This window comes from Streptomyces sp. NPDC101151, from assembly GCF_044768335.1.
Lineage (GTDB): Bacteria > Actinomycetota > Actinomycetes > Streptomycetales > Streptomycetaceae > Streptomyces.
The window spans coordinates 56,186-79,353 of the sequence record NZ_JBIWPP010000002.1; the positions used below are offsets into that span (position 1 = coordinate 56,186).

Here is a 23,168-nt window from a genome sequence, read left to right on the forward strand (position 1 = left end):
CGAGCGTGCGTGCACGGCGTCGCGCGGCAGGCGGGAGTTCGACGACCAGGGCGACGGCCTGTCCGGCCTGATCCGAACGAAAGACCCTAGAGGAGCGAGGGCACCTCCGCCGCCGCGACCTCTCGGGCCGCCCGCTCCACCGCGCTCGCCAGCAGGGCCAGGTCGGTGGGGCCGTTGCCCAGTTCGCGCACGGGACGGCGGGCCGGCGGATCGCCCATGCGCTGCCACTCCAGCGGGATGACCGTGGGCCGCTGGGTCGCGGTGCGCGGGATACGGCCCGTCACCCGGCCGCCCTGGAAGCCGACGGTCCGCCCGTCCGGGTGCGTCAGCCTGCCCCGGCCCGGCGCCGGCTCGTCCGGCCCCGCCGCCGGTGCGTCCAGCGTGACCCGCAGGCCGGCCCGCCGGGCCGGTTCCGTCTCCGCCGTACGACCGCCCGTCGCTGCCGCGGACACCAGGTGCACGCCGAGCCGCTCGCCCTCCCTGGCCACCGCCTCCAGGGCCCGCATCACCGATCCGGCGGCGGGCCGGCCCGGCGAGCCGAGCGCGGGGGAGACCAGCGCGTCCAGGTCGTCGACGACCACGACGAGCCGGGGCAGCGGCGGTGCGGACTCGGTGCGCTGCCGCGCGGCGGCGGGCCGCAGCCGCAGTGTGGAGCTGGGCGGTGCCTCTATGTCCCCGGTCCCGGAGGCCGCCGGCCGCCCGCCGGGGGTGCGCTGCGCGACGATCCGGCCGGACACCTCCCGGCCCGTGTGCCACTGGGCGAAGTCCGTCCGGCCCAGCAGCTCGGCGCGCCGCTTCAGCTCGGCGCTCAGCGACTGCGCGAACTCCCGCATGCGGACGGGGTCGTTGGCGATGAGGTGGGTCGTCACATGGGGTATGTCCGTACAGACCCGCAGCCCCTCGCCCGCGCCGACGCCGTCCCGGCCGTCGATCAGCACCATGCCCAGCCGGTCGGGCCGCTCGGCGGCGGCCAGCGAGGCGACCACGGACCGCAGCAGCTCGGTACGGCCACTGCCGGCCGGCCCCTCGATCAGCAGATGCGGCCCGTCGGCCACCAGGTCGGCGATGAGCGGGCCGCGCGGCCCGGCTCCGAGCACCGCCCGGGCCCGGCCGCCCAGCGACTCGCTGTCGTCGGCCGCGTCCGCCCAGCGCGCCATCAGCGAGGCCGGGGTGGCCCGGGCCAGCCCCAGCTCGTCCAGCAGCCGCGCCGACTGCGGCAGCGGTACGGCCACGCGCGCGTGGCGTTCGCCGACGGGGCCGTCCGGCCTGAGCGGCGCCAGCGCCCGCGCGAACCGCTCCGCCCAGGCGGGGGAGACGGCGTCGACGGTGGCGAGGGCGCCCGGGCCGACGGGGCCGGTCGGCGCGACACGCATCAGGTGCAGGGTTCCGGCGACATCACCGCTGAGCAGGGCGGCGGCCCCGCAGTGCCGGAAGGTGGGCGTGACCGCGCAGGCCGCCTCGTACGTCTGTGTCACGGGCGAGGCGGGAGTGGCGGCCGTGGTCTCGGCGAGGCAGAGGACATGGATCCCGGCCCGCGGCCCGGCCACGGCCAGCCGCGCCAGGGCTTCCCGCAGGGAGGCCCCGCCGGGGTCCCCGTCGACGACGACGAGGGTGTACGGGCCCGGGAAGCCGCCGATTCCGTCCAGCTCGCTGCCTTCCCTGGCCCAGGACGGGCGGCGGGCGGAAGTGGTCCGGTGCGGGGAGGCGGAGGCCGCGGCGGCGTGGTGGGCCGTCCCGGGTGCCGTCCCCGCCGTGGCGGGCGGTACCTGTCCGGCGGGGCCGGTGGACGGTTCGCCTGCGGCCCGGGGTGCCGTGCCGCCCACGTCCGCGGCGGAGCCGGAGAGCGGTCCGGCGGGGCGGCCCGGATCCGCCGCGGAGACCTGGGACGCCGAGGCCGGCTGGGCCGCGGTACGGCCCGTCGCCGCGTGTTCCTCCACCCGGCGCAGGAGTTCCCCGGTGCGGGCCGCCGCCTGTTCTCGGTCGTAGGCCAGCAGCAGGCGGCAGTCCTGGCCGTGACCCGGGCGGACGTGCGGGAGCCAGCCGAGCCAGGACCACTCGGCCGTGCGCTCCTCCTCGGGGCGGCCGCGGTCCGCGCTGATCAGCACAACTTCGAGGAGATCGGGGGAGTGCAGCGCGGCCAGCTGGGCCAGCACCGCGCGGGCCAGCCCGGACAGCCGGGGGCGCGGACCGGCCAGGCCCAGCGCGCCCGCCTCGCGCAGCGCCGCGGTCACCGGTACCGCGGGCAGCACGCCCGAGCCGTCCGGTGTGCTCCGGTCCGCCGTGCCGAGCCGCACGGTGAGCGCCTCCGGGTGACCCGGCCCCCGCTCCCACAGCCGGGGCCCGGGACCCAGCGCCGACAGCAGCAGCGCGGCGGGGTCCGGCCAGGTGTCCGGCAGTTGCGGGAGGTCGGCCGGCGGAGTGCCGGCCGCACCGGCCTCCGTGGCGCCGTACGTCTCCTGCCCGGCCGCCGGCTGCTCACCGCGCGCGCCGGCCAGCCGCCGTGCCCACGCGCCGAGTCCGCCCCGGCGGCGGCCGCCCTGGGGAGCGTCGGTGCCCCGCAGCGGAGTGTCCTTGCGGCCGCTGCCGCTTCCCCCGTGCGGGCCGGAAGAGGCGGTGTCCGGTGCCGCGCCCCGAGTCGTCGCACCGGCGGGTGCGCTGCCGGGCCGGGGGTCCGGGCCGTCGACGCCGTACCGCCCCGCGCGGGTGTCCCCGCCGCGGGCAGCCGTACCGGGCATTCCGGGTGCGGGGGGTGCGCCGCCCGGCCCGCCGGCCCCGAAGCCGTCCCCGCCGCCGGCGGCCGGACCCGGTGCCCACCTGCCTCCGTCCCGGCTCTCGATGCTCGGTGCCCCGGCCTGACCGGGTACCGCCGGCTGTTCGCCGCGCCGGTGCCCCTGAGCCCCCGCGCCGCCGTGCTCCTGAGCCCCCGCGCCGCCGCCCGAGGCGTCCCAGCTCGCCGTGCCGTAGGCGTGATGCGTCGGCCCGGCGGGGCCCTCGGCACCAGCGCCCGGGACGGCAGCCACGCGATCCACGCGCGCGTGTCCGGTGGCTCCGGCAGCGGCGGCCCCGGCGTCCGCACCGGGCACCGAGTCGCCCCCGGATCCGCCCGCCGCTCCCGGATCACGGGTGTCCCCGGCCCCGGGTGCGAGCCTTACGCAGCCCTCCCCGTCCGGCACCGTCCGTACCCGGGCCCCGGGGCCGCCGGACGGAGTGACCCGCAGAGCGGACTCGCCGATCCTCAGCAGTGCCCCCGGAGGGAACCGCACGGCGCGCTCGCCCAGGCGTGTGCCGTCCAGGGCCGTGCCGTTCGTGGAGCCGAGGTCGGCCACCGAGACGCGGCCGTCGGCGGCGACCGTGACCGCGCAGTGGAGGCGGGAGACGTCCGGGTCGTCCAGCGGGACGTCGGCGTCCAGGGAGCGGCCGACGGTGATCCGGCCGCCGTGCAGGAGATGGACCCCGCCCGCGTCCGGGCCCGCGACCACGTGCAGCTGGGTCTGGGCGTCGTCCAGCTCGGGATGCGGCTCGGGGGCCGCCGGGGCGCCCAGGGACAGCACCGCGCCGTCGACCAGGGGAGGCTCGCCGAGGGTGCAGCGGCGCAGGTCGAGCCGCTCCGCGCCCGCGTACAGGACCACCGGGGAGCCACCGGAGTCCCGGCCTGTGCCGCCGTCTCCGGTGACCGCCGCGGCCAGTGCCGATGCCACCGCGGCAAGGTCCGTGCCCGTGGGCGCCGTGACCAGCACGTCCCGGCTCGCGGCGCGGCCCCGCTGCGGGGACGGGCCCGGCGGATCTACGACGGTCAGCCGGATCTGCATCGCCGTCAGCGGTCCCTTCTGCCCGGGCGCGGACATCCCCCACCCCCGCACGAGCACGTCGGCCAGTACTGCACGCATCCTCGCACCTGTCACTGACAACGCGCCCGCGGCCCCGTGCCAAGTGATCTTGATTGGTCAGCTCTGCCCCCAAAAGTGCCTGACCAGTTGCGCATCGATGATCAGTTGAGATCGGTCACGTCCGGGACCTGGCAACCGGTAGACCGGGGTGAGCGTCTTTCCTTCGAACCCGTGGGACCGTCCGACTCCTTCGGATACATCGAACGCATCGAACACATCGAGCCCTTCGAACATGGACGGGAACGCTTACGTAGTGCCATGGGGGGCGGCACTACAGTGGGTCGGAACATCGGCAACACAGGCAAGCAAGCAGCAGGGAGCGCGTGACGTGCGGCCAGTCGGCAGCAAGTACCTGCTCGAGGAGCCGCTCGGGCGCGGCGCCACGGGCACCGTCTGGCGTGCCCGCCAGCGCGAGACCGCGGGCGCCGAGGCGGCCGTGGCCGGCCAGCCCGGCGAGACGGTCGCGATCAAGGTCCTCAAGGAGGAGCTGGCCGGCGATCCGGACATCGTGATGCGGTTCCTGCGGGAACGCTCCGTCCTGCTCCGGCTCACCCACCCCAACATCGTCCGGGTCCGCGACCTGGTCGTCGAGGGTGATCTGCTGGCCCTGGTCATGGACCTCGTCGAGGGCCCCGATCTGCACCGCTACCTGCGCGAGAACGGCCCCTTCACGCCGGTCGCCGCCGCGCTGCTGACCGCGCAGATCGCCGACGCCCTCGCCGCGAGCCACGCCGACGGCGTCGTCCACCGCGACCTGAAGCCCGCCAACGTGCTGCTGCGGCAGTACGACGGCCAGATGCACCCGATGCTGACCGACTTCGGCATCGCCCGGCTCGCCGACTCCCCGGGGCTGACCCGCACGCACGAGTTCGTCGGCACGCCCGCGTACGTGGCCCCGGAGTCCGCCGAGGGCCGGCCGCAGACCTCGGCCGTCGACATCTACGGCGCCGGCATCCTGATGTACGAGCTGGTCACCGGCCGCCCGCCGTTCTCCGGGGGCAGCGCTCTCGAGGTGCTGCACCAGCACCTGAGCGCCGAGCCGCGCCGCCCCTCCACCGTCCCGGACCCGCTGTGGACGGTCATAGAACGCTGCCTGCGCAAGAACCCCGAGGAGCGGCCCAGCGCCGAGAACCTCGCGCGCGGGCTCCGGGTCGTGGCCGAGGGCGTCGGCGTGCACGCGAACTCCGCCCAGATCGCCGCGGCCGAGGGCGTCGGTGCCCTGCTGGCCCCGGACCCGGCCCCGGCCGCCGTCCCGGGCGTGCCCGGCGCCGCCGACCCCACCCAGGTGCTGCCGACGAACGCGCCGCAGGGGGCGTACGACCCGAACGGCGCGACCAGCGTCCTGCCGCCCACCGGCGGCCCCGCCGGCGCCGCCGACCCCACCACCGTCCTGCCGAACACCGGCGCGGCCGACCCGACGTCCGTCATGCCGCCGATGCCCCAGGGGCAGCCGGGCCAGCAGGGGCAGCAGCCCGAACAGCCGCACCCCTGGCAGACCCAGCTGCGTGCCGCCCGGGACCGCAACGAGCAGACGCAGATCCAGTACCTCGCCCCCGACGAGGACCCGCTGCGCCGTCGCCCCCAGCGGCAGGTCGCCCGGCCGCAGCAGCAGCCGCGCCAGGCCCCGCAGGCGCGCCCGCAGCAACCGCAGCAGCGCGGCAGGCAGCGCCCGCCGGCCGGGGGGTACGGCTACCCGCAGCAGCAGCCCCAGCAGTACGCCCCGCAGCAGCAGCCCCAGCGGTACGCACCGCCCGCCCCGGAGCCGCAGCGGCCCGCGCGCGAGCCCCGGCCGGCGCGGCAGCGCGGCGCCAACCCGATGAAGATCCCGGGCCTCGGCTGCCTGAAGGGCTGCCTGTTCACGATCGTCATCCTGATCGTCGCCGGCTGGCTGGTCTGGGAGCTGACCCCGTTGCACACCTGGGTCGGCCAGGGCAGGGGCTACTGGGATCAGCTGAGCGACTGGGCCGGGAAAGTGGGCCACTGGGCCAAGAAGCTGGGCTCTTCCTCCGGCAACTGATCGCTGGTTTGGGAATTTGTCGACATCTGGCGGGTGATTTCCGTCTCCGCGGTGAAGGTTGGCTCCTCGGACGCGTAGTTTTAGCGACAACACGCGTCTGTAGGAGCAGTCTTGGCACGGAAGATCGGCAGCCGGTACTCCGCCAACCAGATTCTGGGGCGGGGCAGCGCCGGCACGGTGTGGCTGGGCGAGGGACCGGAGGGTCCCGTCGCCATCAAGCTGCTGCGTGAGGACCTCGCGTCCGACCAGGAGCTCGTCGGGCGCTTCGTCCAGGAGCGCACCGCCCTGCTCGGCCTGGAGCACCCGCACATCGTCACCGTGCGCGACCTCGTGGTCGACGGCAACGACCTGGCCCTGGTCATGGACCTGGTGCGCGGTACCGATCTGCGCACACGCCTCGAGCGTGAGCGGCGGCTCGCGCCCGAGGCGGCCGTGGCGATCGTCGCGGACGTCGCCGACGGGCTCGCGGCCGCCCACGCGGCCGGCGTCGTGCACCGGGACGTGAAGCCCGAGAACGTCCTGCTGGACATGCAGGGCCCGCTCGGCCCCGGCGGGGCCCATCCGGCGCTGCTCACCGACTTCGGCGTCGCCAAGCTGATCGACTCACCGAAGCGGACCCGGGCCACGAAGATCATCGGCACGCCGGACTACCTGGCCCCGGAGATCGTCGAGGGCCTGCCGCCGCGGGCCGCCGTGGACATCTACGCGCTGGCCACGGTCCTGTACGAGCTGCTCGCGGGCTTCACGCCGTTCGGCGGCGGTCATCCGGGTGCGGTGCTGCGCCGGCACGTCACCGAGACCGTCGTACCGCTGCCCGGCATCCCCGACGAGCTGTGGCAGCTGCTCGTGCAGTGCCTGGCGAAGGCACCCGCCTCCCGGCTGCGCGCCTCGGAGCTGGCGGCCCGGCTGCGGGAGCAACTGCCGCTGCTGGCCGGGATGCCGCCGCTGGACGTGGACGAGCCGGACGCCGAGTCCCCGGAGGAGGGTCCGGAGGAGGCGCCGGCACCGGCACCGGCCGCACCCGGTGAGCCGGTACGGCGCCGGGGCGCGGTGTCCCTGGTGCCCGGAGCCAAACCGGACTCCAACCGGGACACGCACACCTCGATGCGGGTGCCGGCGCCCGACGAGCTGGCCGGGGGAGCGCGGGGCACGGCGCGTGCCCCGCGGGCGTCGGGTGCGCCTCGGCCGGGGTCGGCACGGCATCGCGCCGTCGCCCGGCGCCGCAAGATCACCCTCGGCGTCGCGGGAGTGGTCCTGGCCGCGGCCGTCGGTGTCGGGGCGTGGGCGGCGACCTCGGGGGACGACCGGCCGCCGCAGGACACGCACAGCACGACGACGCCGTGAGCCGCCAGGGGCTCGGCCCCGGCCCGCGGGGGCCGGCCGGCGCACCCTGCCCTGGCCGCTCGGCGGAGCCGTTACGCTGGAGGCGTGGCAGTCGTCGATGTATCCGAAGAGCTGAAGTCCCTCTCCTCGACCATGGAGTCGATCGAGGCCGTCCTGGACCTCGACAGGCTGAGGGCAGACATCGCCGTGCTCGAGGAGCAGGCGGCCGCGCCGTCCCTGTGGGACAACCCGGACGAGGCGCAGAAGATCACCAGCAAGCTCTCCCACCTCCAGGCCGAGGTCAGGAAGGCGGAGGCGCTGCGCGGCCGGATCGACGATCTCGCCGTGCTCTTCGAGATGGCCGAGGAGGAGGACGACCCGGACACCCGCGCCGAGGCCGAGTCCGAGCTCGCCGCCGTCCGGAAGTCGCTGGACGAGATGGAGGTCCGGACGCTGCTCAGCGGTGAGTACGACTCCCGTGAGGCGCTCGTCAACATCCGCGCCGAGGCCGGTGGCGTCGACGCCGCCGACTTCGCCGAGAAGCTGCAGCGCATGTACCTGCGCTGGGCCGAGCAGCACGGCTACAAGACGGAACTCATCGAGACGTCGTACGCCGAAGAGGCCGGCATCAAGTCGACCACCTTCTCCGTGCAGGTGCCGTACGCCTACGGCACCCTCTCCGTCGAGCAGGGCACGCACCGCCTCGTGCGCATCTCGCCCTACGACAACCAGGGGCGGCGCCAGACGTCCTTCGCCGGTGTCGAGGTGCTGCCCGTGGTCGAGCAGACCGACCACATCGAGATCGACGAGTCCGAGCTGCGCGTGGACGTGTACCGGTCCTCCGGGCCCGGCGGCCAGGGCGTCAACACCACCGACTCCGCGGTGCGCCTCACCCACCTCCCCACCGGCATCGTGGTCTCCTGCCAGAACGAGCGGTCGCAGATCCAGAACAAGGCCACCGCGATGAACGTCCTCCAGGCCAAGCTGCTGGAGCGGCGCCGGCAGGAGGAGCAGGCCAAGATGGACGCCCTCAAGGGCGACGGCGGCAACTCCTGGGGCAACCAGATGCGTTCGTACGTCCTGCACCCGTACCAGATGGTGAAGGACCTGCGGACCGAGTTCGAGGTGGGCAACCCGGAGGCCGTGTTCAACGGCGAGATCGACGGTTTCCTGGAGGCCGGCATTCGCTGGCGCAAGCAGCAGGAGAAGTAACTTTATCGACATGACAACTGTCGCCCCTCGGGCGGCAGTTGTCATATGTCTGGGTTTTACATCACACTCACAGGCTCCAACTCATAGCAAACGCCGCCCCATCGGACATTGCGCGCGCAACGGCCTTGACGTTGCTTTGAAAAATGGGAAGGGTGAAGCGTGGCATGCGTATCTCTGGGGCGCATGTGAACCGGGGGAATTGACGCAGATCTCGTCACAGCTGCCTCCGTCGATCACGGCAAGCCCCACGCGCCGCCTCATTGACGAACAGCTACTGGGGGTAGCAACCATATGACGAAGAAGACGCGGATCCGGGTCGCGCGGATAGCCGCCGGCGCCGTGATCGCGGCCGGCGCCTCGCTGACCGCCGCGGGGGCCGCCTCGGCCCTCGACCTCGGTGTCGAGGCGGGTCCCATCAGCATCGGTGTGAGCACCGACGGCGGCGACGACGACGGTGGCGCCTCGGTGGGTGTGACGGAAGGCACGTCCACCGGTACCTCGGGCGGTGACGACACCACCGGCGGCACCACGACCGGCGGTGACGACACCACCGGCGGCACCACGACCGGCGGTGACGACAGCACCGGCGGCACCACCACGATCGGTGGCGTCATCGGTGGCGACGACAGCACCGGTGGCACGACGGGCGGTGACGACAGCAACGGCGGCACCTCGACCGGCGACGACAACGGCGGTACGACGACCGGCGGTGACGACAGCACCGGCGGCACCACGGGCGGTGACGACACCACCGGCGGCACCACGACCGGCGGTGACGACTCCACCGGTGGCAATGGCAACTCGGGCGGCAACGGCAACTCGGGCGGCACTGGCGACTCCGGTGGCAACGGCAACTCGGGTGGCAACGGCAACTCGGGTGGCAATGGCAACTCGGGTGGCAACGGCAGCACCGGCGGCAACGACCACACCACCCCCGACGGCGGTGGCAACGACAACGCGTCCCAGGAGGAGGGCTCCTCGGCCCTCACCGACACGGGCTCGGACACCTCGGCCCAGGGCGGCGACAAGCAGCTCGCCGAGACGGGTGCCGGGCAGACCGCGTTCCTGCTCATCGGTGCCGCGACGATGATCGCCGGCGGTATCGGCTTCCGTGTCCTGCCGCGTCTGGCGAACGGCCGGGGCGGCGCAGCCGCCTGAGCGTAGCCCTACGGTCACTCACTGTAGGCAAGGCGTAGGCCGAAGGGCCCGGAGCACGGCGCTCCGGGCCCTTCCGGGCGTACCTACGGTCTTCTTACGCGGTCTGGTGCGCCAGCAGCGCCACCGCGGCGATCAGCACCGCGAGCAGCGCGATCAGCGCCATGGGGTTCAGCCCCGCGAAGAAATGCTCCTGCTGCAGCCGCTCGCGGTTGGCACGGCACACCGGGCACCGGCCCTCGCTCACGGGCGACGCGCAGTTCGCGCACACCAACCGGTCGTACGTCATGCGCTCGCCCTCCTTGCACCGGCCATCACCCATACAACGCGCACGGGAACGAGAACGTTCCCCTTCCACTCTGCCAGGTTCCCGCGGAAAGGGCGCGGGCGCTCGGAGAAGCCCGAATCCAGGCCGTACAAAAACGCACAAGCCTCACCCAACCCCGACCGGACACTGCGCTTGCGCACCTGGTTCGCGTATGGTCACGCTCATCTACCCCCGGCGACCCGTGGTGCATCCGTGATCCGATTCGACAACGTCTCCAAGGTCTACCCCAAGCAGACCCGCCCAGCCCTCCGGGATGTCTCCCTGGAAGTGGAGAAGGGCGAGTTCGTCTTCCTCGTGGGGTCCTCCGGCTCCGGAAAGTCCACCTTCCTGCGGCTCGTCCTCCGCGAGGAGCGGTGCAGCCACGGCCAGGTGCACGTCCTGGGCAAGGATCTCGCGCGCCTCTCCAACTGGAAGGTGCCGCAGATGCGCCGCCAGCTGGGGACGGTCTTCCAGGACTTCCGGCTCCTGCCGAACAAGACGGTCGCGGAGAACGTGGCCTTCGCGCAGGAGGTGATCGGCAAGTCGCGCGGCGAGATCCGCAAGTCCGTGCCGCAGGTGCTCGACCTCGTCGGGCTCGGCGGCAAGGAGGAGCGGATGCCGGGCGAGCTGTCCGGTGGTGAGCAGCAGCGCGTGGCCATCGCGCGGGCCTTCGTCAACCGGCCCAAGCTGCTGATCGCGGACGAGCCCACCGGCAACCTCGACCCGCAGACCTCCGTCGGCATCATGAAGCTGCTCGACCGGATCAACCGGACGGGCACCACCGTCATCATGGCGACGCACGACCAGAACATCGTGGACCAGATGCGCAAGCGCGTCATCGAGCTGGAGAAGGGCCGCCTCGTCCGTGACCAGGCCCGCGGCGTCTACGGCTACCAGCACTGACGAGGAACGAAAGGCTTAACCAGACGCCATGCGCGCCCAGTTCGTCCTGTCGGAGATCGGTGTCGGTCTCCGCCGCAATCTGACGATGACCTTCGCCGTCATCGTCTCCGTCGCCCTGTCCCTGGCCCTGTTCGGCGGTTCGCTGCTGATGAGCGACCAGGTGAGCACCATGAAGGGCTACTGGTACGACAAGGTCAACGTCTCGATCTTCCTGTGCAACAAGAGCGATGCGCAGTCGGACGTCAAATGCGCCAAGGGCGCGGTCACCGAGGACCAGAAGAAGCAGATCCTCGTCGACCTGGACAAGATGTCGATCGTCGAGCACGTCTCGTACGAATCGCAGGACCAGGCGTACAAGCACTACAAGGAGCAGTTCGGCAACTCCCCGCTGGCCGGCTCGCTGACGCCGGACCAGATGCAGGAGTCGTACCGCATCAAGCTCAAGGACCCGCAGAAGTACCAGGTGATCGCGACCGCGTTCAACGGGCGTGACGGTGTGCAGTCGGTGCAGGACCAGAAGGGCATTCTGGACAACCTCTTCCAGCTGCTGAACCTGATGAACCGGGCGGCGCTCGGCGTGATGGCGCTGATGCTGCTCGTCGCGCTGCTGCTGATCGTCAACACCGTGCGCGTCTCCGCGTTCAGCCGTAGGCGCGAGACCGGGATCATGCGTCTGGTCGGTGCCTCGGGCTTCTACATCCAGGCGCCGTTCATCATGGAGGCGGCGGTCGCCGGCCTCATCGGCGGCGGTCTGGCCTGCGTTTTCCTTGTCGTGGGGCGGTATCTGACCATCGACCACGGCATGGCGCTGTCCACCAAGCTCACGCTCATCAACTTCGTCGGCTGGGACGCGGTGTTGACCAAGCTCCCGCTGATCCTCGCCACCAGTGTGCTCATGCCGGCGTTGGCAGCGTTCTTCGCGCTGCGCAAGTACCTGAAGGTGTGACGCATGCCAAGAGGGCCGTACGGGCGTCCGGCCGTACGGCCCTTCGCGTTGTCCTAGACTCACCGCCATGTCAGGCCGCGACCTGTTCTGCCAGCCCCGCCGCATCCGCCGCGGGGCCGCCCTGACATTGGTCTTCGCCGGTGTCCTGGTCGCGGGCGCCGCCACCGGCTCCTTCCCGGACACCGGCCAGGCGGGCGGCCCGGGCCGCAAGGACTCCGCGGGGGCGGCGCGTACGGTCCCCCGGCACGAGGACGTGCAGGAGGCCGCCGCCGAGGCCATGGCCGACGGCAAGTCGCCGATGGAGGCCGCCGAGCGGGCCGTCAGCCGCAGCGGGGACCGCTGGGGCGCCGTCTACTCCGAGGGCGAGTACCAGGAGTTCCAGGAGGCCCTGGACGGCCAGTACACCGGCGTCGGGCTGTGGGCGCGGCGCGAGCGGGACGGCCGTATCGAGGTGACCAGGGTGCAGCCACGCTCACCCGCCGCGGACGCCGGGATCCACCGGGGCGACCGGCTGCGCAGCGTCGACGGCAGCAAGGTCGACGGGCGGCCGGTCACCGACGTGGTCTCCTTACTCCGCGGCGACGCCGAGGACGCGCCCGCCGGCACGACGGTCACCCTCGGCCTGCAGCGCGGCACGCGCGCGTGGACCGAGACCCTGCACCGGGCCCGCCTGTCCACGGACTCGGTGACCGTCCGCAAGCTGCCCGGCGGGGTCACGGTCATCCGGATCGCCTCCTTCACCAAGGGCTCGGGCGCCGCGGTCCGCGCCGCCGTACGGCAGGCCCCCCTCGGCACCGGAATCGTGCTCGACCTGCGAGGGAACTCCGGAGGCCTGGTCACCGAGGCGGTGGACACCGCCTCCGCCTTCCTCGACGGCGGCCTGGTCGCCACCTACGACGTCGACGGCGCCCAGCGCGCCCTGCACGCCAAAGGCGGCGGCGACACCGCCCGGCCCCTGGTCACCCTGGTCGACGGGGGCACGATGAGCGCGGCCGAGATGCTCACCGGCGCCCTCCAGGACCGGGGCCGCGCCGTCGTGATCGGCTCGCGCACCTTCGGCAAGGGCTCCATCCAGATGCCGACGGAGCTGCCCGACGGCTCGGTGGCCGAGCTGACCGTGGGCCACTACCGCACCCCCTCCGGCCACGCCGTGGACGGCCGGGGCATCACACCGGACCTGGAGACGGGGGCGGAGGCCCTCCGGCGGGCCGAAACGGTCCTCACCGGCCTGGGCGACCCCTCGTAGCTCCCGTAGCTCCCGTTAATGCGCTTCCCCCGCACCCCCTCCATGGTGCGAAAATGGTCGGCACTATGAGCAAGGGAATGTACGTACCGAAGGAGTCCCAGCCCAAGCAGGGCGGGGCGGCCGCGAAGGCCAGGGACGGCGAGAAGGGCGGCAAGCGCAAGATCGTCGCCCAGAACAAGAAGGCCCGGCACGACTACGCGGTCATCGACACCTACGAGGCCGGCCTCGTGCTCACCGGCACCGAGGTCAAGTCGCTGCGTGAGGGACGGACCTCGCTGACAGACGGCTTCGTCCAGATCGACCGGGGCGAGGCGTGGCTGCACAACGCCCACATCCCCGAGTACCACCAGGGCAGCTGGACCAACCACTCCGCGCGCCGCAAGCGCAAGCTCCTCCTGCACCGCGAGGAGATCGACAAGCTGGAGTCCAAGTCCCAGGAGACGGGTCACACGATCGTGCCCCTCGCCCTGTACTTCAAGGACGGCCGGGCGAAGGCGGAGATCGCCCTCGCCCGGGGCAAGAAGGAGTACGACAAGCGGCAGACCCTGCGGGAGAAGCAGGACCGGCGGGAGTCGGACCGGGCGATCGCGGCGGCGAAGCGCAAGGAGCGGGGAGCCTAGCCTTCCAGGCCGCCGGGAATGAGCTGGCATCGTCGTGCGTCGGTCACGTACGATGGGACTGTGCTCCACAGCGAGTGCGCACCCTCTTCACGGAGGGGTTTGAAAAATCAACATGGGGATGATCGGTTTCGACAGCGGATGTCGAAGCAGGGGAAGCGTGTCGAGGAAGCGGCAATGATCTCGTAAACCATATGTCGCAAAAAATAATCGCCAACACCAAGCGCGATTCCTTCGCCCTCGCTGCCTAAGTAGCGACTTGCGAAGTGTCAGCCCGGGGCTGTTCCCGACCCGGATCCTGGCATCAGCTAGGGAACTAAACCTTGATCCCGGTCACGGGGTGAAGAGGGAAATCTAACAGTGACTGGGCCCGTCGGCGACTTGTTCGCGTGATCGCCGGGGCCGAGAAAATCACAGCGAACTGCACACGGAGAAGCCCTGATTCTGCACCGTTGGACGCGGGTTCGATTCCCGCCATCTCCACGATCGGAAGTCTTCCGAGCCTTCCGTACCCCATGTGGGCAAGGGCCCCGTCGCTCAGAGCGGCGGGGCCCTTGTCATGGGCGGCCGACGGTCGCCGCCGAGTCGATCAGCAGGGCGGTGACCGCTGCCACCACCGGGACCGCGAAGGCGGACGACGGTGAGACGTGCTCCACCGCCCACCCGCCGGCCGCCGAGCCGCACGCGATCCCGGTGAGCAGACCGGTCACCACCAGGCTCATCCCTTCGTTCAGGCGGTCCGCGGGGGTACGCGCCTGTACCAGGGTCATCGCCGTCACCATCGTCGGCGCGGTCGCCATGCCCGCCACGAGCAGCCCGCCCGCCAGGAACGTGAGGGAACCGGTGGTGGTGGCCGCCAGCCAGGGCAGAGTCATCAGGGCGGCCATCGCCAGCAGGCAGTGCGAGAAGCGGAGACCGGCCGGCTTCAGCGCCCCGTACAGCAGGCCCGCCGCGCACGACCCCGCCGCCTGCAGCGCCAGCACGACACCGGCCGCCGTACGGTGTCCCTGCGCGTCGGCGTAGGCGATCGTCACGACCTCCATCGAACCGAACACCGCGCCGGTCGCCACGAAGCAGGCCAGCAGCGGCGGTATCCCCGGGCTCTGCAGCGGTGACGGCGCCTTCGAACGGGCCCGCGGCGGGGGCTCGGTCGTCCGCTGCGCGGTGAACAGCAGCATGCCGGCCAGCAGCAGCACGGCACCGGCGAGCGTGCCCGCCTCCGGGAAGAACGTCCCGGTCAGGAAGGACGCCAGTACCGGGCCCAGCATGAAGCACAACTCGTCGGCCGCCTGCTCGAAGGAGTTCGCGGTGTGCAGCGCGCCGGGGTCGTCGCGCAGCAGATGGGCCCAGCGGGCCCGGGACAGTCCGCCGATGTTGGGGGTGGCCGCGGTGGCGGCGTACGCGGCGAACAGGCTCCAGTCCGGGGCGTCGTAGCGCACGCACAGCAGCAGCGCGAGGCTGCCGAGGACGGCCGTGAGCGTGGCCGGTACGGCGATGCGGGCCTGCCCGTGCCGGTCGACGAGCCGCGCGATCCAGGGCCCGGCCACCCCGGTCGCCGCGAGCCCGGTCGCGGTGACGGCGCCGGCGAGGGCGTACGAGCCCCGGGACCCGGCGATCATCACGACCGCGCTCACGCCGAACATGCCTATGGGGAGGCGGGCGATCAGGTTGCCGGCGGTGAAGGCGCGGGTGCCGGGGAGGGAGAAAAGACGGCGGTATCCAGTGAGTTGCTCCTGCCTGTCGTGTATTCGGCTGTCTTCGGTGGTCTGTTGCGGCATGGCTCAACACTCGCCCGGAGTGGATCACGGGGTCCAACACCTTCTCGGCACCGATTCACGCACCTGCGTTGTAAATTCAACGCCATGCCTGCCCCAGCCTCCCTCGATCCCCGCCTCCTGCGCGCCTTCGTCGCCGTCGCCGAGGAGCTGCACTTCACCCGTGCCGCGGCCCGCCTGTACATCGCCCAGCAGGCGCTCAGCCGGGATGTGCGGCGGCTGGAAAGGGAGCTGGGTACCGAGCTGTTCGTGCGCACCACCCGCCAGGTGACGCTCACCGCGGACGGCGAGCGTCTGCTGCCGCACGCCCGGCGGGTGCTCGCCGCCCAGGACGGCCTGCTCGCCGCCTTCGGTCAGGCCCGGCCGCTGCTGGTCGACCTCAACTCCGCGGGTCTGGTCACCGGCCGTCGCGTCCTGCACCGGGCCCGGGAGCTCGCCCCCGACTGCGAGCTGATGGCCCGCTACGAGAGCGGCCTCACGGGAGCGGCGGCCGAGCTGCTCGCCGGACGCCTGGACGCCTCGTTCGGGCGGTTCGCGGGGCTGGACCCGGCCCTGCGCTCCGGCCTGGAGCAGCAGCCCGTGCGTTACGAGCCGATGGCCGTGGTCCTGCCCGAGGACCACCCCCTGGCGGCCCGGCCGGAGGTTCCGCTGGCCGCGCTGGCCGGGGAGACGGTGTACGCCGGTGCCGGGAACCCGCGCACCCGCGAGTGGACCGACCTGGCCCTTCACCTCTTCGAGGGGCGCGGCATCCGTCTGGCGTCCCCCGTTCCGCTGGCGGTCGGGGACGAGGAGTTCGAGCGGATCATGGCCAAGACCCGCAACCTGATTCTGGCTGTGGTGGACTTTCCGGCCATGCCACGCAGTGTGCTTCGGCCACTTGTCGACCCCGTTCCGCTGTCGCCCGTGTCGCTGGTCTGGCGGAAGGGGCTGGTCCATCCCGGGTTGGATGCGCTGCGCAGAGCCGCGACCGAGATCGCGGGGGCTGCAGGGTGGCTGCGACGGCCCGCCGACCGATGGATTCCAGCCATCGACGAGGACGTGATGAGCGTCCACAAGTGACACGTGGCAAACACAGAACCTCCGCGTGCGCTACATTCATGGCCTGAGCACGGTGTGGTAAAGGGGGCGCTCGGACCGGGTGGGGGCCTGGTTCGGTCGACGGGTGCTCGGAGTCGTAAGCGCACCCAGAACTGTCCCGTGGGGGGATGTGCGCGCGTGAAACAGTGGCGAGAAGACGCCCAACCGGAATGGCCCGAAATCGCATCCGCGACGTGGAACATTCCGGTGGCCGGGGGCGAGACGCAGGCGTTTCCGGAGACCGGAGCCCATCCGGGCGCCGGGGCGTTTCCGGACACCGAGATACTCCGGGGCGGTCGTGCCGCCCTGACCGAGGCCGACGAGACGGCCGTGATCCCGCAGGCACGCAGACCCGCCGACTTCCGCCGGGCTTCCGCGCCGGATCACCGGCAGGTTCCCGCGCCGGATCACCGGCAGGTTCCCGCGCCGGATCACCGGCAGGTTCCCGCGCCGGATCACCGGCAGGTTCCCGCGCCGGACCACGGCCGGGCTTCCGCGCCGGATCACCGGCGGGCTCCCGCAGGGCGCCACCGCCAGGCGCCCGCGCCGGACGCAGAGCGGACCGCCGTACTGCCCTCCGTGTCGGCCGACGGCTTCGCCCCGGCTGCCGCCGACGCCTTCCACAAGCCCGCCGGCGCCCTGCGCGACCCCTGGGACGAGTCCGCCACGGCCTCCGCCTCCGTGCCGGCCCCCGCCGGCCGCGTCAGCGGCGATGCCACCCACGACCCGCACGAGGTGACGGTCCAGCTCGACGCCGTCCAGCTCGGCGACGTCCAGCTGAGCCCGGCCGCGAGCGCCCCGCGCGGCGCCGGCCGCGACGACGGCCCGGTCTTCGTCGACGAATCGGGCCGCCGCAGCCGCCGCTTCCGCCGTCTGGGCATGCTCGTCGGCCTCGCCTGCGCCGTCTACGCCGTCGTCATGGTCGTCACTCTGCTGTCCGGCAGCTCGGACGCGCCCTGGCTGCCCGTGCCGCAGAACGAGGACAAGCCGGCCGGCCAGGTGGACACCTCGCCGGCGCCCGCCGACTCGGCCCAGCCCTCCGGCAGCGGCAGCGCCTCGCCCGGCGCCACCCCGACCACCGGCGGCGGTACGACCCCGTCGCCGGGCACCACCGCGTCTGCGCCCGGCAGCAGCTCGGGCACCGACGCCGGCCGGCCGGGCAGCTCGGCCGACCCGCGGCCGACGGCCCCCAAGTCCACCAACGGCTCGGCGGGCAGCGGCGGTTCGTCCCCCGACATCGAGCCCACCACCCCGGCCGGCAGCACCGGGACGACCCCGAGCAGCCCGGCCGACGGCTCGGCCGGTCCCACCGAGTCCCCGGTCGGGGGCAGCGCGGGCGCCGGTTCCGACGGCGACTCGGTGGCCGACGCGCAACCGGCCTCGCCGCCCCTCGCAATCGCCGCGGCGCCGGCCCCCGGCGCCGCCTCCCTCACCCCGTCCCCGGAGCACAACCTCTGATGGCATCCCGCACCCGCCGTCACGGTGCCGAACGCGGAGCCCGTGACGGCTCCCGCCGCCGACGCCTGCCCATGCGCCTGCTGCTGCCGCTGCTCGTCCTCGTCGCGCTCGTCGCGATGCTGATGCTGCGCGGCTACGTCCACAGCGAGATCCTCGCCGACCACCGCATCCAGCCCGAGGCATCCACCGACAAGGTGCCGGAGAAGATCCTGGACGGCGGCCCGGTCATCGACACCCGCAGCGGCCGCACCACCAGCATGCGCATCCCGGACCATCGCCTGGTCCTCACCTTCGACGACGGTCCCGACCCGGTATGGACCCCGAAGGTGCTCGATGTGCTCAAGGAGCACCACGCGCACGCCGTCTTCTTCGTCACCGGCACCATGACCTCCCGCTACCCGGAGCTGGTCAAGCGCATGGTGGACGAGGGCCACGAGGTCGGTCTGCACACCTTCAACCACCCCGACCTCTCCTTCCAGAGCAAGAGGCGCATCGACTGGGAGCTGTCCACCAACCAGCTCGCGATCTCCGGCGCCGCCGGCATCCGCACCTCGCTCTTCCGGCCGCCGTACTCGTCGTTCGCCGACGCCATGGACGACAAGTCCTGGCCGGTGACCCAGTACCTCGGCACCCGCGGCTACATCACGGTCGTCAACAACACCGACAGCGAGGACTGGAAGAAGCCCGGCGTCGACGAGATCATCCGCCGCGCCACCCCGCACGGCGGCAAGGGCGCCATCGTCCTGATGCACGACTCCGGTGGCGACCGCCACCAGACCGTGCAGGCGCTCGACCGGTTCCTGCCCACGCTCCAGCAGCAGGGCTACACCTTCGACAACCTCACCGAGGCCCTGGACGCGCCCAGCGCGCACACCGAGGTGACCGGGCTCGACCTGTGGAAGGGCCGGGCGTGGATCTTCCTGGTCTCCGCCTCGGACAGCATCACCAGCGTTATGGTCGTCGGGCTCGCGGTGATCGGCGTCCTCGTCATCTCCCGCTTCGTCCTCATGCTCCTGCTGTCCGGAGCCCACGCCCGCCGGGTCCGCCGCAAGGGCTTCCGCTGGGGACCGCAGGTGACCGAACCGGTGTCGGTGCTGGTCCCGGCGTACAACGAGGCCAAGTGCATCGAGAACACCGTCCGTTCGCTGATGGCGAGCGAGCACCCCGTCGAGGTGATCGTCATCGACGACGGCTCCACGGACGGCACCGCCCGGATCGTGGAGGCGATGGGCCTGCCGAACGTCCGGGTCGTGCGGCAGCTGAACGCGGGCAAGCCGGCCGCCCTCAACCGGGGGCTGGCGAACGCGCGTCACGACCTGATCGTCATGATGGACGGCGACACGGTCTTCGAGCCGCCCACGGTCCGCGAACTGGTCCAGCCGTTCGGCGACCCCCGCGTGGGCGCCGTCGCCGGCAACGCCAAGGTCGGAAACCGTGACTCGCTCATCGGCGCCTGGCAGCACATCGAGTACGTGATGGGCTTCAACCTCGACCGCCGCATGTACGACATCCTGCGCTGCATGCCGACCATCCCGGGTGCCGTCGGGGCGTTCAGAAGGTCCGCACTGCAGCGCGTCGGTGGCATGAGCGACGACACCCTCGCCGAGGACACCGACATCACCATGGCCCTGCACCGCGACGGCTGGCGTGTGGTGTACGCCGAGAAGGCCCGGGCCTGGACCGAGGCACCCGAGTCGGTCCAGCAGCTGTGGTCCCAGCGCTACCGCTGGTCGTACGGCACCATGCAGGCGATCTGGAAGCACCGGCGCGCCGTGCTGGAGCGGGGCCCCTCGGGCCGCTTCGGCCGCGTGGGCCTGCCGCTCGTCTCCCTGTTCATGGTGCTGGCCCCGCTGCTGGCCCCCCTGATCGACGTGTTCCTGCTCTACGGCGTCGTGTTCGGCCCGACGCAGAAGACCATCGTGGCCTGGCTCGGTGTGCTCGCCGTCCAGGCGGTCTGCGCGGCCTACGCCTTCCGCCTGGACAAGGAACGCATGACCCATCTCATCTCGCTGCCCCTGCAGCAGATCCTCTATCGCCAACTCATGTACGTCGTGCTGCTCCAGTCCTGGATCACGGCACTCACCGGCGGCCGGCTGCGCTGGCAGAAGCTGAGGCGCACGGGTGTCGTCGAGGCGCCCGGAGGCCCGGTGCCGACCCAGCGCAGTCGCCGGAGCAGCAGTGATCGGAGGCCCGTGGCATGACCCACGGATACACGACCGGGATCCCGGAGTCGACGCCGTCCTACGGCATTCCCGAGCAGCGGGTCGCGGAGCCGGCGTCCGCGCCGGCCCCGGCCCCGAAGAAGCCGGGCCGCGACCGCTACCTGGACCTCCTGCGCTCGATCGCCCTGGTCCGCGTGGTGGTGTACCACCTCTTCGGCTGGGCCTGGCTGACCGTGCTGTTCCCCTCCATGGGCGTGATGTTCGCGCTGGCGGGCTCGCTGATGGCACGCTCCCTGAACCGCCCTGCCGCAAGCGTGATCAAGAGCCGGGTCCGGCGGCTTCTGCCTCCCCTGTGGGCGTTCAGCGCGCTGGCGCTGGCGCTGATGCTCGCGGGCGGCTGGAACCCGGTGAAGGACCCGGACAACGGCGGCACGTGGGGCCTGATCAAGCTGATCGACTACGTCGTCCCGCTCGGCGCCCCGCCCTTCCCCTGGCACCTCGGCTCCAAGTCGGGTTTGCTGGAGGACACCTGGGCCGTGCAGGCGGTGGGCCCGCTGTGGTACCTGCGCGCGTACCTGTGGTTCGTGGTCGCGTCCCCGCTGCTGCTGTGGGCCTTCCGCCGCTTTCCGTGGCCGACGCTGCTGGCCCCCCTGGGCCTGACGGCGATCGTCGGCACGGGCCTCGTCACGATCCCCGGCGAGACGGGCAACGCGGTGACGGACTTCGCGGTCTACGGGGGCTGCTGGGTCCTGGGCTTCGCCCACCACGAGGGTCTGCTGGCGAAGATCCCCCGCTATGTGGCGGTCTCGGTCTCGGCCCTGCTGATGGCCTTCGGCCTGTGGTGGGCCTCGGGCCATCTGGGCCCCGACGGCTGGGACCTCAACGACATCCCGCTGGCCCAGGCCTGCTGGTCCTTCGGCTTCGTCGTCATCCTGCTGCAGTACTCCCCGTCCTGGCAGGAGCTGCCCGGCCGGCTGGCCCGCTGGGACAAGCTGGTCACGCTCTCCAACAACCGGGCCGTCACGATCTACCTGTGGCACAACATGCTGATCATGGCCACGGTCCCGATCATCGACCAGGCGTACGACCTCCCGTTCATGCAGAGCGACCGCGCGGTGGCCGCGCTGGACTCCAGCTACATGCTGTGGATGTTCTTCCTGGTCTGGCCCCTGATCGGCCTGGCCATCCTGGCCTTCGGCTGGATCGAGGACATCGCGGCGAAGCGGAGCCCGAGGCTGTGGCCGAACGGGGTCAGGCGCGGCGGGGGCCGCCGCAGGTCCGCGTGAGCCGCTGACACGCGGGCGCGGCCGGGGCAGGCCCCCTGAGCGGGCGTGATCCGGCCGGGCCGCCCGCTCACTCGTCGAACCACGCCACCAGCCGCACGCGGTCGTCGCCGTGCACGCCGGCCAGGGCGCCCATGATCGTCCAGACCGGGCTCCAGGTGCCGTCGGGCGGGACGGCGTCGCGGCGGCGGGAGCGTTCGACGCGGAAGACCGAGGCACCGGACTCCCCCTGCGTCCCCTCCGGCCACAGGCCGGGAAGGGAGGACCGGTCCCTCACCTGTTCCCTCACCGCCTTCCCGGGCCGTGAGTGAGAGCAACGTTCCCTTCCGGTCACCCACAGCCACAGGCAGGAAACGCGCCCTCCCTACCTTCGGGACTCATCACCCGTGAACCACCTGAGCCCCGGAGCCCCGTGGAGGCGTCATGACAGCCCCAGTCCCAACCCGTGGAAGCGGCCGCTGGATCGAGCGCTGGGATCCGGAGGACGAGGGATTCTGGCAGGAGACCGGGGAGAAGGTGGCCAGGCGGAACCTGTGGTTCTCCGTGTTCTCCGAGCACATCGGGTTCTCGATCTGGACCCTGTGGTCCGTGCTCGTGCTCTTCATGGGGCCCGAGTACGGGCTCACCCCCGCCGACAAGTTCCTGCTGACCTCCGTGGTCACCCTGGTCGGCGCCGTCGTCCGGGTGCCCTACACCTTCGCCGTCGCGGTCTTCGGCGGACGGAACTGGACGATCGTCTCCGCCGGCCTGCTGCTGGTGCCGACGATCGCCGCCTTCGTCGTCATGAAGCCGGGGACGTCCTTCTCGACCTTCCTCCTCGTGGCGCTCCTCGCGGGCATCGGCGGCGGCAACTTCGCCTCCAGCATGACCAACATCAACGCCTTCTTCCCGCTCAGGAAGAAGGGGTGGGCCCTCGGGCTCAACGCCGGCGGCGGGAACATCGGCGTCCCGGTCATCCAGCTGGCCGCCCTCGCGATCATCGGGGCCAGCGGTGGGCCGCGCGTGCTGCTCGGGATCTACATCCCGCTGATCGTCGTCGCCGCTGTCCTTGCCGCGGTGTTCATGGACAACCTCGCCTCCGTGAAGAACGACACGGGCGCCGCGAAGGACGCCGCCAAAGACGCCCACACCTGGATCATGGCGTTCCTCTACGTCGGGACGTTCGGGTCGTTCATCGGGTACAGCTTCGCCTTCGGCCAGGTGCTGACCAACCAGTTCGGGCGCACCCCGCTGCAGGCCGCCTACCTCACCTTCATCGGCCCGCTGCTCGGTTCCCTCATCCGGCCCCTCGGCGGCCGGCTCGCCGACCGGTTCGGCGGGGCCCGCATCACCCTGTGGAACTACGTCGGCATGGCCGCCGCCACCGCCGTACTCGTCGTCGCCAGCATGCAGAAATCGCTGCCGCTGTTCGTGTCGGTCTTCGTGGTGCTGTTTGTGCTGAGCGGGCTCGGGAACGGGTCGACGTACAAGATGATCCCCGGGATCTTCCAGGCCAAGGCGGTTGCCAAGGGACTCCGAGGGGAGGCGGCGGCCGCCCACGGCCGGCGGCTCTCCGGCGCCTCGATGGGGCTCATCGGGGCCGTCGGCGCGCTCGGCGGTGTCGGCATCAACCTCGCCTTCCGGCAGTCTTTCCTGTCGTACGGCTCCGGCACCGGCGCGTTCGTCGCCTTCCTCGCCTTCTACGGCGCCTGCTTCGTGGTCACCTGGGCCGTATACCTCCGCCGTCCGGCCGGGCAGGTTCACGCCAACGTTGCAGCTTCGGAGGCGAAGCCGCAGCTCAGCTACGCCGAGGTGTGACGT

At 72.2% G+C, this 23,168-nt stretch carries 17 protein-coding genes and 1 other RNA gene; 14 read left to right on the top strand and 4 right to left on the bottom strand.

What is annotated here, in order from left to right:
* Positions 1-86: 86 nt before the first annotated feature.
* Positions 87-3,809 (bottom strand): FtsK/SpoIIIE domain-containing protein, encoded by a 3,723-nt coding sequence (locus ACIRU3_RS03335; protein ID WP_404051870.1) that lies wholly within the window; start codon positions 3,807-3,809, stop codon positions 87-89.
* Between the two features lie 406 nt (positions 3,810-4,215).
* Here ACIRU3_RS03335 and ACIRU3_RS03340 point away from each other — a divergent pair, with 406 nt between their 5' ends.
* From ACIRU3_RS03340 to ACIRU3_RS03355, 4 genes are all read left to right on the top strand, one after another.
* Positions 4,216-5,904: a serine/threonine-protein kinase gene (locus tag ACIRU3_RS03340; protein ID WP_404050676.1), complete on the top strand. Its 1,689-nt coding sequence runs from the start codon at positions 4,216-4,218 to the stop codon at positions 5,902-5,904.
* A 111-nt stretch (positions 5,905-6,015) separates the two neighbouring features.
* Entirely contained in the window at positions 6,016-7,248 is a 1,233-nt protein-coding gene (locus ACIRU3_RS03345; RefSeq protein WP_404050679.1) for a serine/threonine-protein kinase, read from the top strand.
* Positions 7,249-7,332: 84 nt separating this feature from the next.
* The gene (prfB, locus tag ACIRU3_RS03350; RefSeq protein ID WP_404050681.1) at positions 7,333-8,439 is read left to right on the top strand and encodes a peptide chain release factor 2; all 1,107 of its coding nucleotides are present in this window, start codon (positions 7,333-7,335) and stop codon (positions 8,437-8,439) included.
* A 291-nt stretch (positions 8,440-8,730) separates the two neighbouring features.
* Complete coding sequence (locus tag ACIRU3_RS03355; RefSeq protein ID WP_404050684.1) at positions 8,731-9,597, top strand: hypothetical protein; 867 nt, start codon at positions 8,731-8,733, stop codon at positions 9,595-9,597.
* Positions 9,598-9,691: 94 nt separating this feature from the next.
* Here the strand turns inward: ACIRU3_RS03355 and ACIRU3_RS03360 are convergent, their stop codons facing one another.
* On the bottom strand, positions 9,692-9,883 hold the full coding sequence (locus ACIRU3_RS03360; RefSeq protein ID WP_404050687.1) for a hypothetical protein: 192 nt from the start codon (positions 9,881-9,883) through the stop codon (positions 9,692-9,694).
* A 231-nt stretch (positions 9,884-10,114) separates the two neighbouring features.
* On the opposite strand from ACIRU3_RS03360, the gene ftsE reads away from it, so the two are divergent.
* The 5 genes from ftsE to ssrA all read left to right on the top strand — a co-directional run bounded on the left by ftsE (position 10,115) and on the right by ssrA (position 14,099).
* Positions 10,115-10,804 (top strand): cell division ATP-binding protein FtsE, encoded by a 690-nt coding sequence (gene ftsE / locus ACIRU3_RS03365; protein WP_189949054.1) that lies wholly within the window; start codon positions 10,115-10,117, stop codon positions 10,802-10,804.
* Between the two features lie 28 nt (positions 10,805-10,832).
* Complete coding sequence (ftsX, locus tag ACIRU3_RS03370) at positions 10,833-11,750, top strand: permease-like cell division protein FtsX (RefSeq protein WP_404050690.1); 918 nt, start codon at positions 10,833-10,835, stop codon at positions 11,748-11,750.
* A 67-nt stretch (positions 11,751-11,817) separates the two neighbouring features.
* On the top strand, positions 11,818-12,996 hold the full coding sequence (locus tag ACIRU3_RS03375) for a S41 family peptidase (RefSeq protein WP_404050692.1): 1,179 nt from the start codon (positions 11,818-11,820) through the stop codon (positions 12,994-12,996).
* 77 nt (positions 12,997-13,073) lie between these two features.
* Positions 13,074-13,616: an SsrA-binding protein SmpB gene (smpB, locus tag ACIRU3_RS03380; RefSeq protein WP_404051873.1), complete on the top strand. Its 543-nt coding sequence runs from the start codon at positions 13,074-13,076 to the stop codon at positions 13,614-13,616.
* Between the two features lie 114 nt (positions 13,617-13,730).
* Positions 13,731-14,099: a transfer-messenger RNA gene (gene ssrA / locus ACIRU3_RS03385) on the top strand.
* A 71-nt stretch (positions 14,100-14,170) separates the two neighbouring features.
* Here the strand turns inward: ssrA and ACIRU3_RS03390 are convergent.
* Positions 14,171-15,391: an MFS transporter gene (locus tag ACIRU3_RS03390; protein WP_404050694.1), complete on the bottom strand. Its 1,221-nt coding sequence runs from the start codon at positions 15,389-15,391 to the stop codon at positions 14,171-14,173.
* Between the two features lie 84 nt (positions 15,392-15,475).
* Between ACIRU3_RS03390 and ACIRU3_RS03395 the strand changes: the two genes are divergently transcribed.
* From ACIRU3_RS03395 to ACIRU3_RS03410, 4 genes are all read left to right on the top strand, one after another.
* The gene (locus tag ACIRU3_RS03395) at positions 15,476-16,447 is read left to right on the top strand and encodes a LysR family transcriptional regulator (protein ID WP_404050696.1); all 972 of its coding nucleotides are present in this window, start codon (positions 15,476-15,478) and stop codon (positions 16,445-16,447) included.
* A 225-nt stretch (positions 16,448-16,672) separates the two neighbouring features.
* The gene (locus ACIRU3_RS03400; RefSeq protein ID WP_404050698.1) at positions 16,673-17,923 is read left to right on the top strand and encodes a hypothetical protein; all 1,251 of its coding nucleotides are present in this window, start codon (positions 16,673-16,675) and stop codon (positions 17,921-17,923) included.
* On the top strand, positions 17,923-20,124 hold the full coding sequence (locus tag ACIRU3_RS03405) for a glycosyltransferase (protein ID WP_404050701.1): 2,202 nt from the start codon (positions 17,923-17,925) through the stop codon (positions 20,122-20,124). The genes ACIRU3_RS03400 and ACIRU3_RS03405 overlap by 1 nt, the downstream gene beginning before the upstream one ends.
* Positions 20,121-21,371: an acyltransferase gene (locus ACIRU3_RS03410; RefSeq protein WP_404050703.1), complete on the top strand. Its 1,251-nt coding sequence runs from the start codon at positions 20,121-20,123 to the stop codon at positions 21,369-21,371. Before ACIRU3_RS03405 ends, ACIRU3_RS03410 begins: the two co-directional genes overlap by 4 nt.
* A gap of 67 nt (positions 21,372-21,438) precedes the next feature.
* Here the strand turns inward: ACIRU3_RS03410 and ACIRU3_RS03415 are convergent, their stop codons facing one another.
* Entirely contained in the window at positions 21,439-21,645 is a 207-nt protein-coding gene (locus ACIRU3_RS03415) for a hypothetical protein (RefSeq protein ID WP_404050705.1), read from the bottom strand.
* A 146-nt stretch (positions 21,646-21,791) separates the two neighbouring features.
* On the opposite strand from ACIRU3_RS03415, the gene ACIRU3_RS03420 reads away from it, so the two are divergent.
* Positions 21,792-23,165, top strand: coding sequence for a nitrate/nitrite transporter (locus ACIRU3_RS03420; protein WP_404050708.1), 1,374 nt, complete (start codon positions 21,792-21,794; stop codon positions 23,163-23,165).
* Positions 23,166-23,168 lie beyond the last annotated feature (3 nt).

Coding starts and splice junctions, on each gene's coding strand:
- ACIRU3_RS03395 (WP_404050696.1), top strand. CDS start 15,476: ATGCCTGCCCCAGCCTCCCTCGATCCCCGCCTCCTGCGCGCCTTCGTC.
- ACIRU3_RS03335 (WP_404051870.1), bottom strand. CDS start 3,809: ATGCAGATCCGGCTGACCGTCGTAGATCCGCCGGGCCCGTCCCCGCAG.
- ACIRU3_RS03420 (WP_404050708.1), top strand. CDS start 21,792: ATGACAGCCCCAGTCCCAACCCGTGGAAGCGGCCGCTGGATCGAGCGC.
- ACIRU3_RS03410 (WP_404050703.1), top strand. CDS start 20,121: ATGACCCACGGATACACGACCGGGATCCCGGAGTCGACGCCGTCCTAC.
- ACIRU3_RS03360 (WP_404050687.1), bottom strand. CDS start 9,883: ATGACGTACGACCGGTTGGTGTGCGCGAACTGCGCGTCGCCCGTGAGC.
- ftsX (WP_404050690.1), top strand. CDS start 10,833: ATGCGCGCCCAGTTCGTCCTGTCGGAGATCGGTGTCGGTCTCCGCCGC.
- ACIRU3_RS03390 (WP_404050694.1), bottom strand. CDS start 15,391: ATGCCGCAACAGACCACCGAAGACAGCCGAATACACGACAGGCAGGAG.
- ACIRU3_RS03375 (WP_404050692.1), top strand. CDS start 11,818: ATGTCAGGCCGCGACCTGTTCTGCCAGCCCCGCCGCATCCGCCGCGGG.
- smpB (WP_404051873.1), top strand. CDS start 13,074: ATGTACGTACCGAAGGAGTCCCAGCCCAAGCAGGGCGGGGCGGCCGCG.
- ACIRU3_RS03405 (WP_404050701.1), top strand. CDS start 17,923: ATGGCATCCCGCACCCGCCGTCACGGTGCCGAACGCGGAGCCCGTGAC.
- ACIRU3_RS03355 (WP_404050684.1), top strand. CDS start 8,731: ATGACGAAGAAGACGCGGATCCGGGTCGCGCGGATAGCCGCCGGCGCC.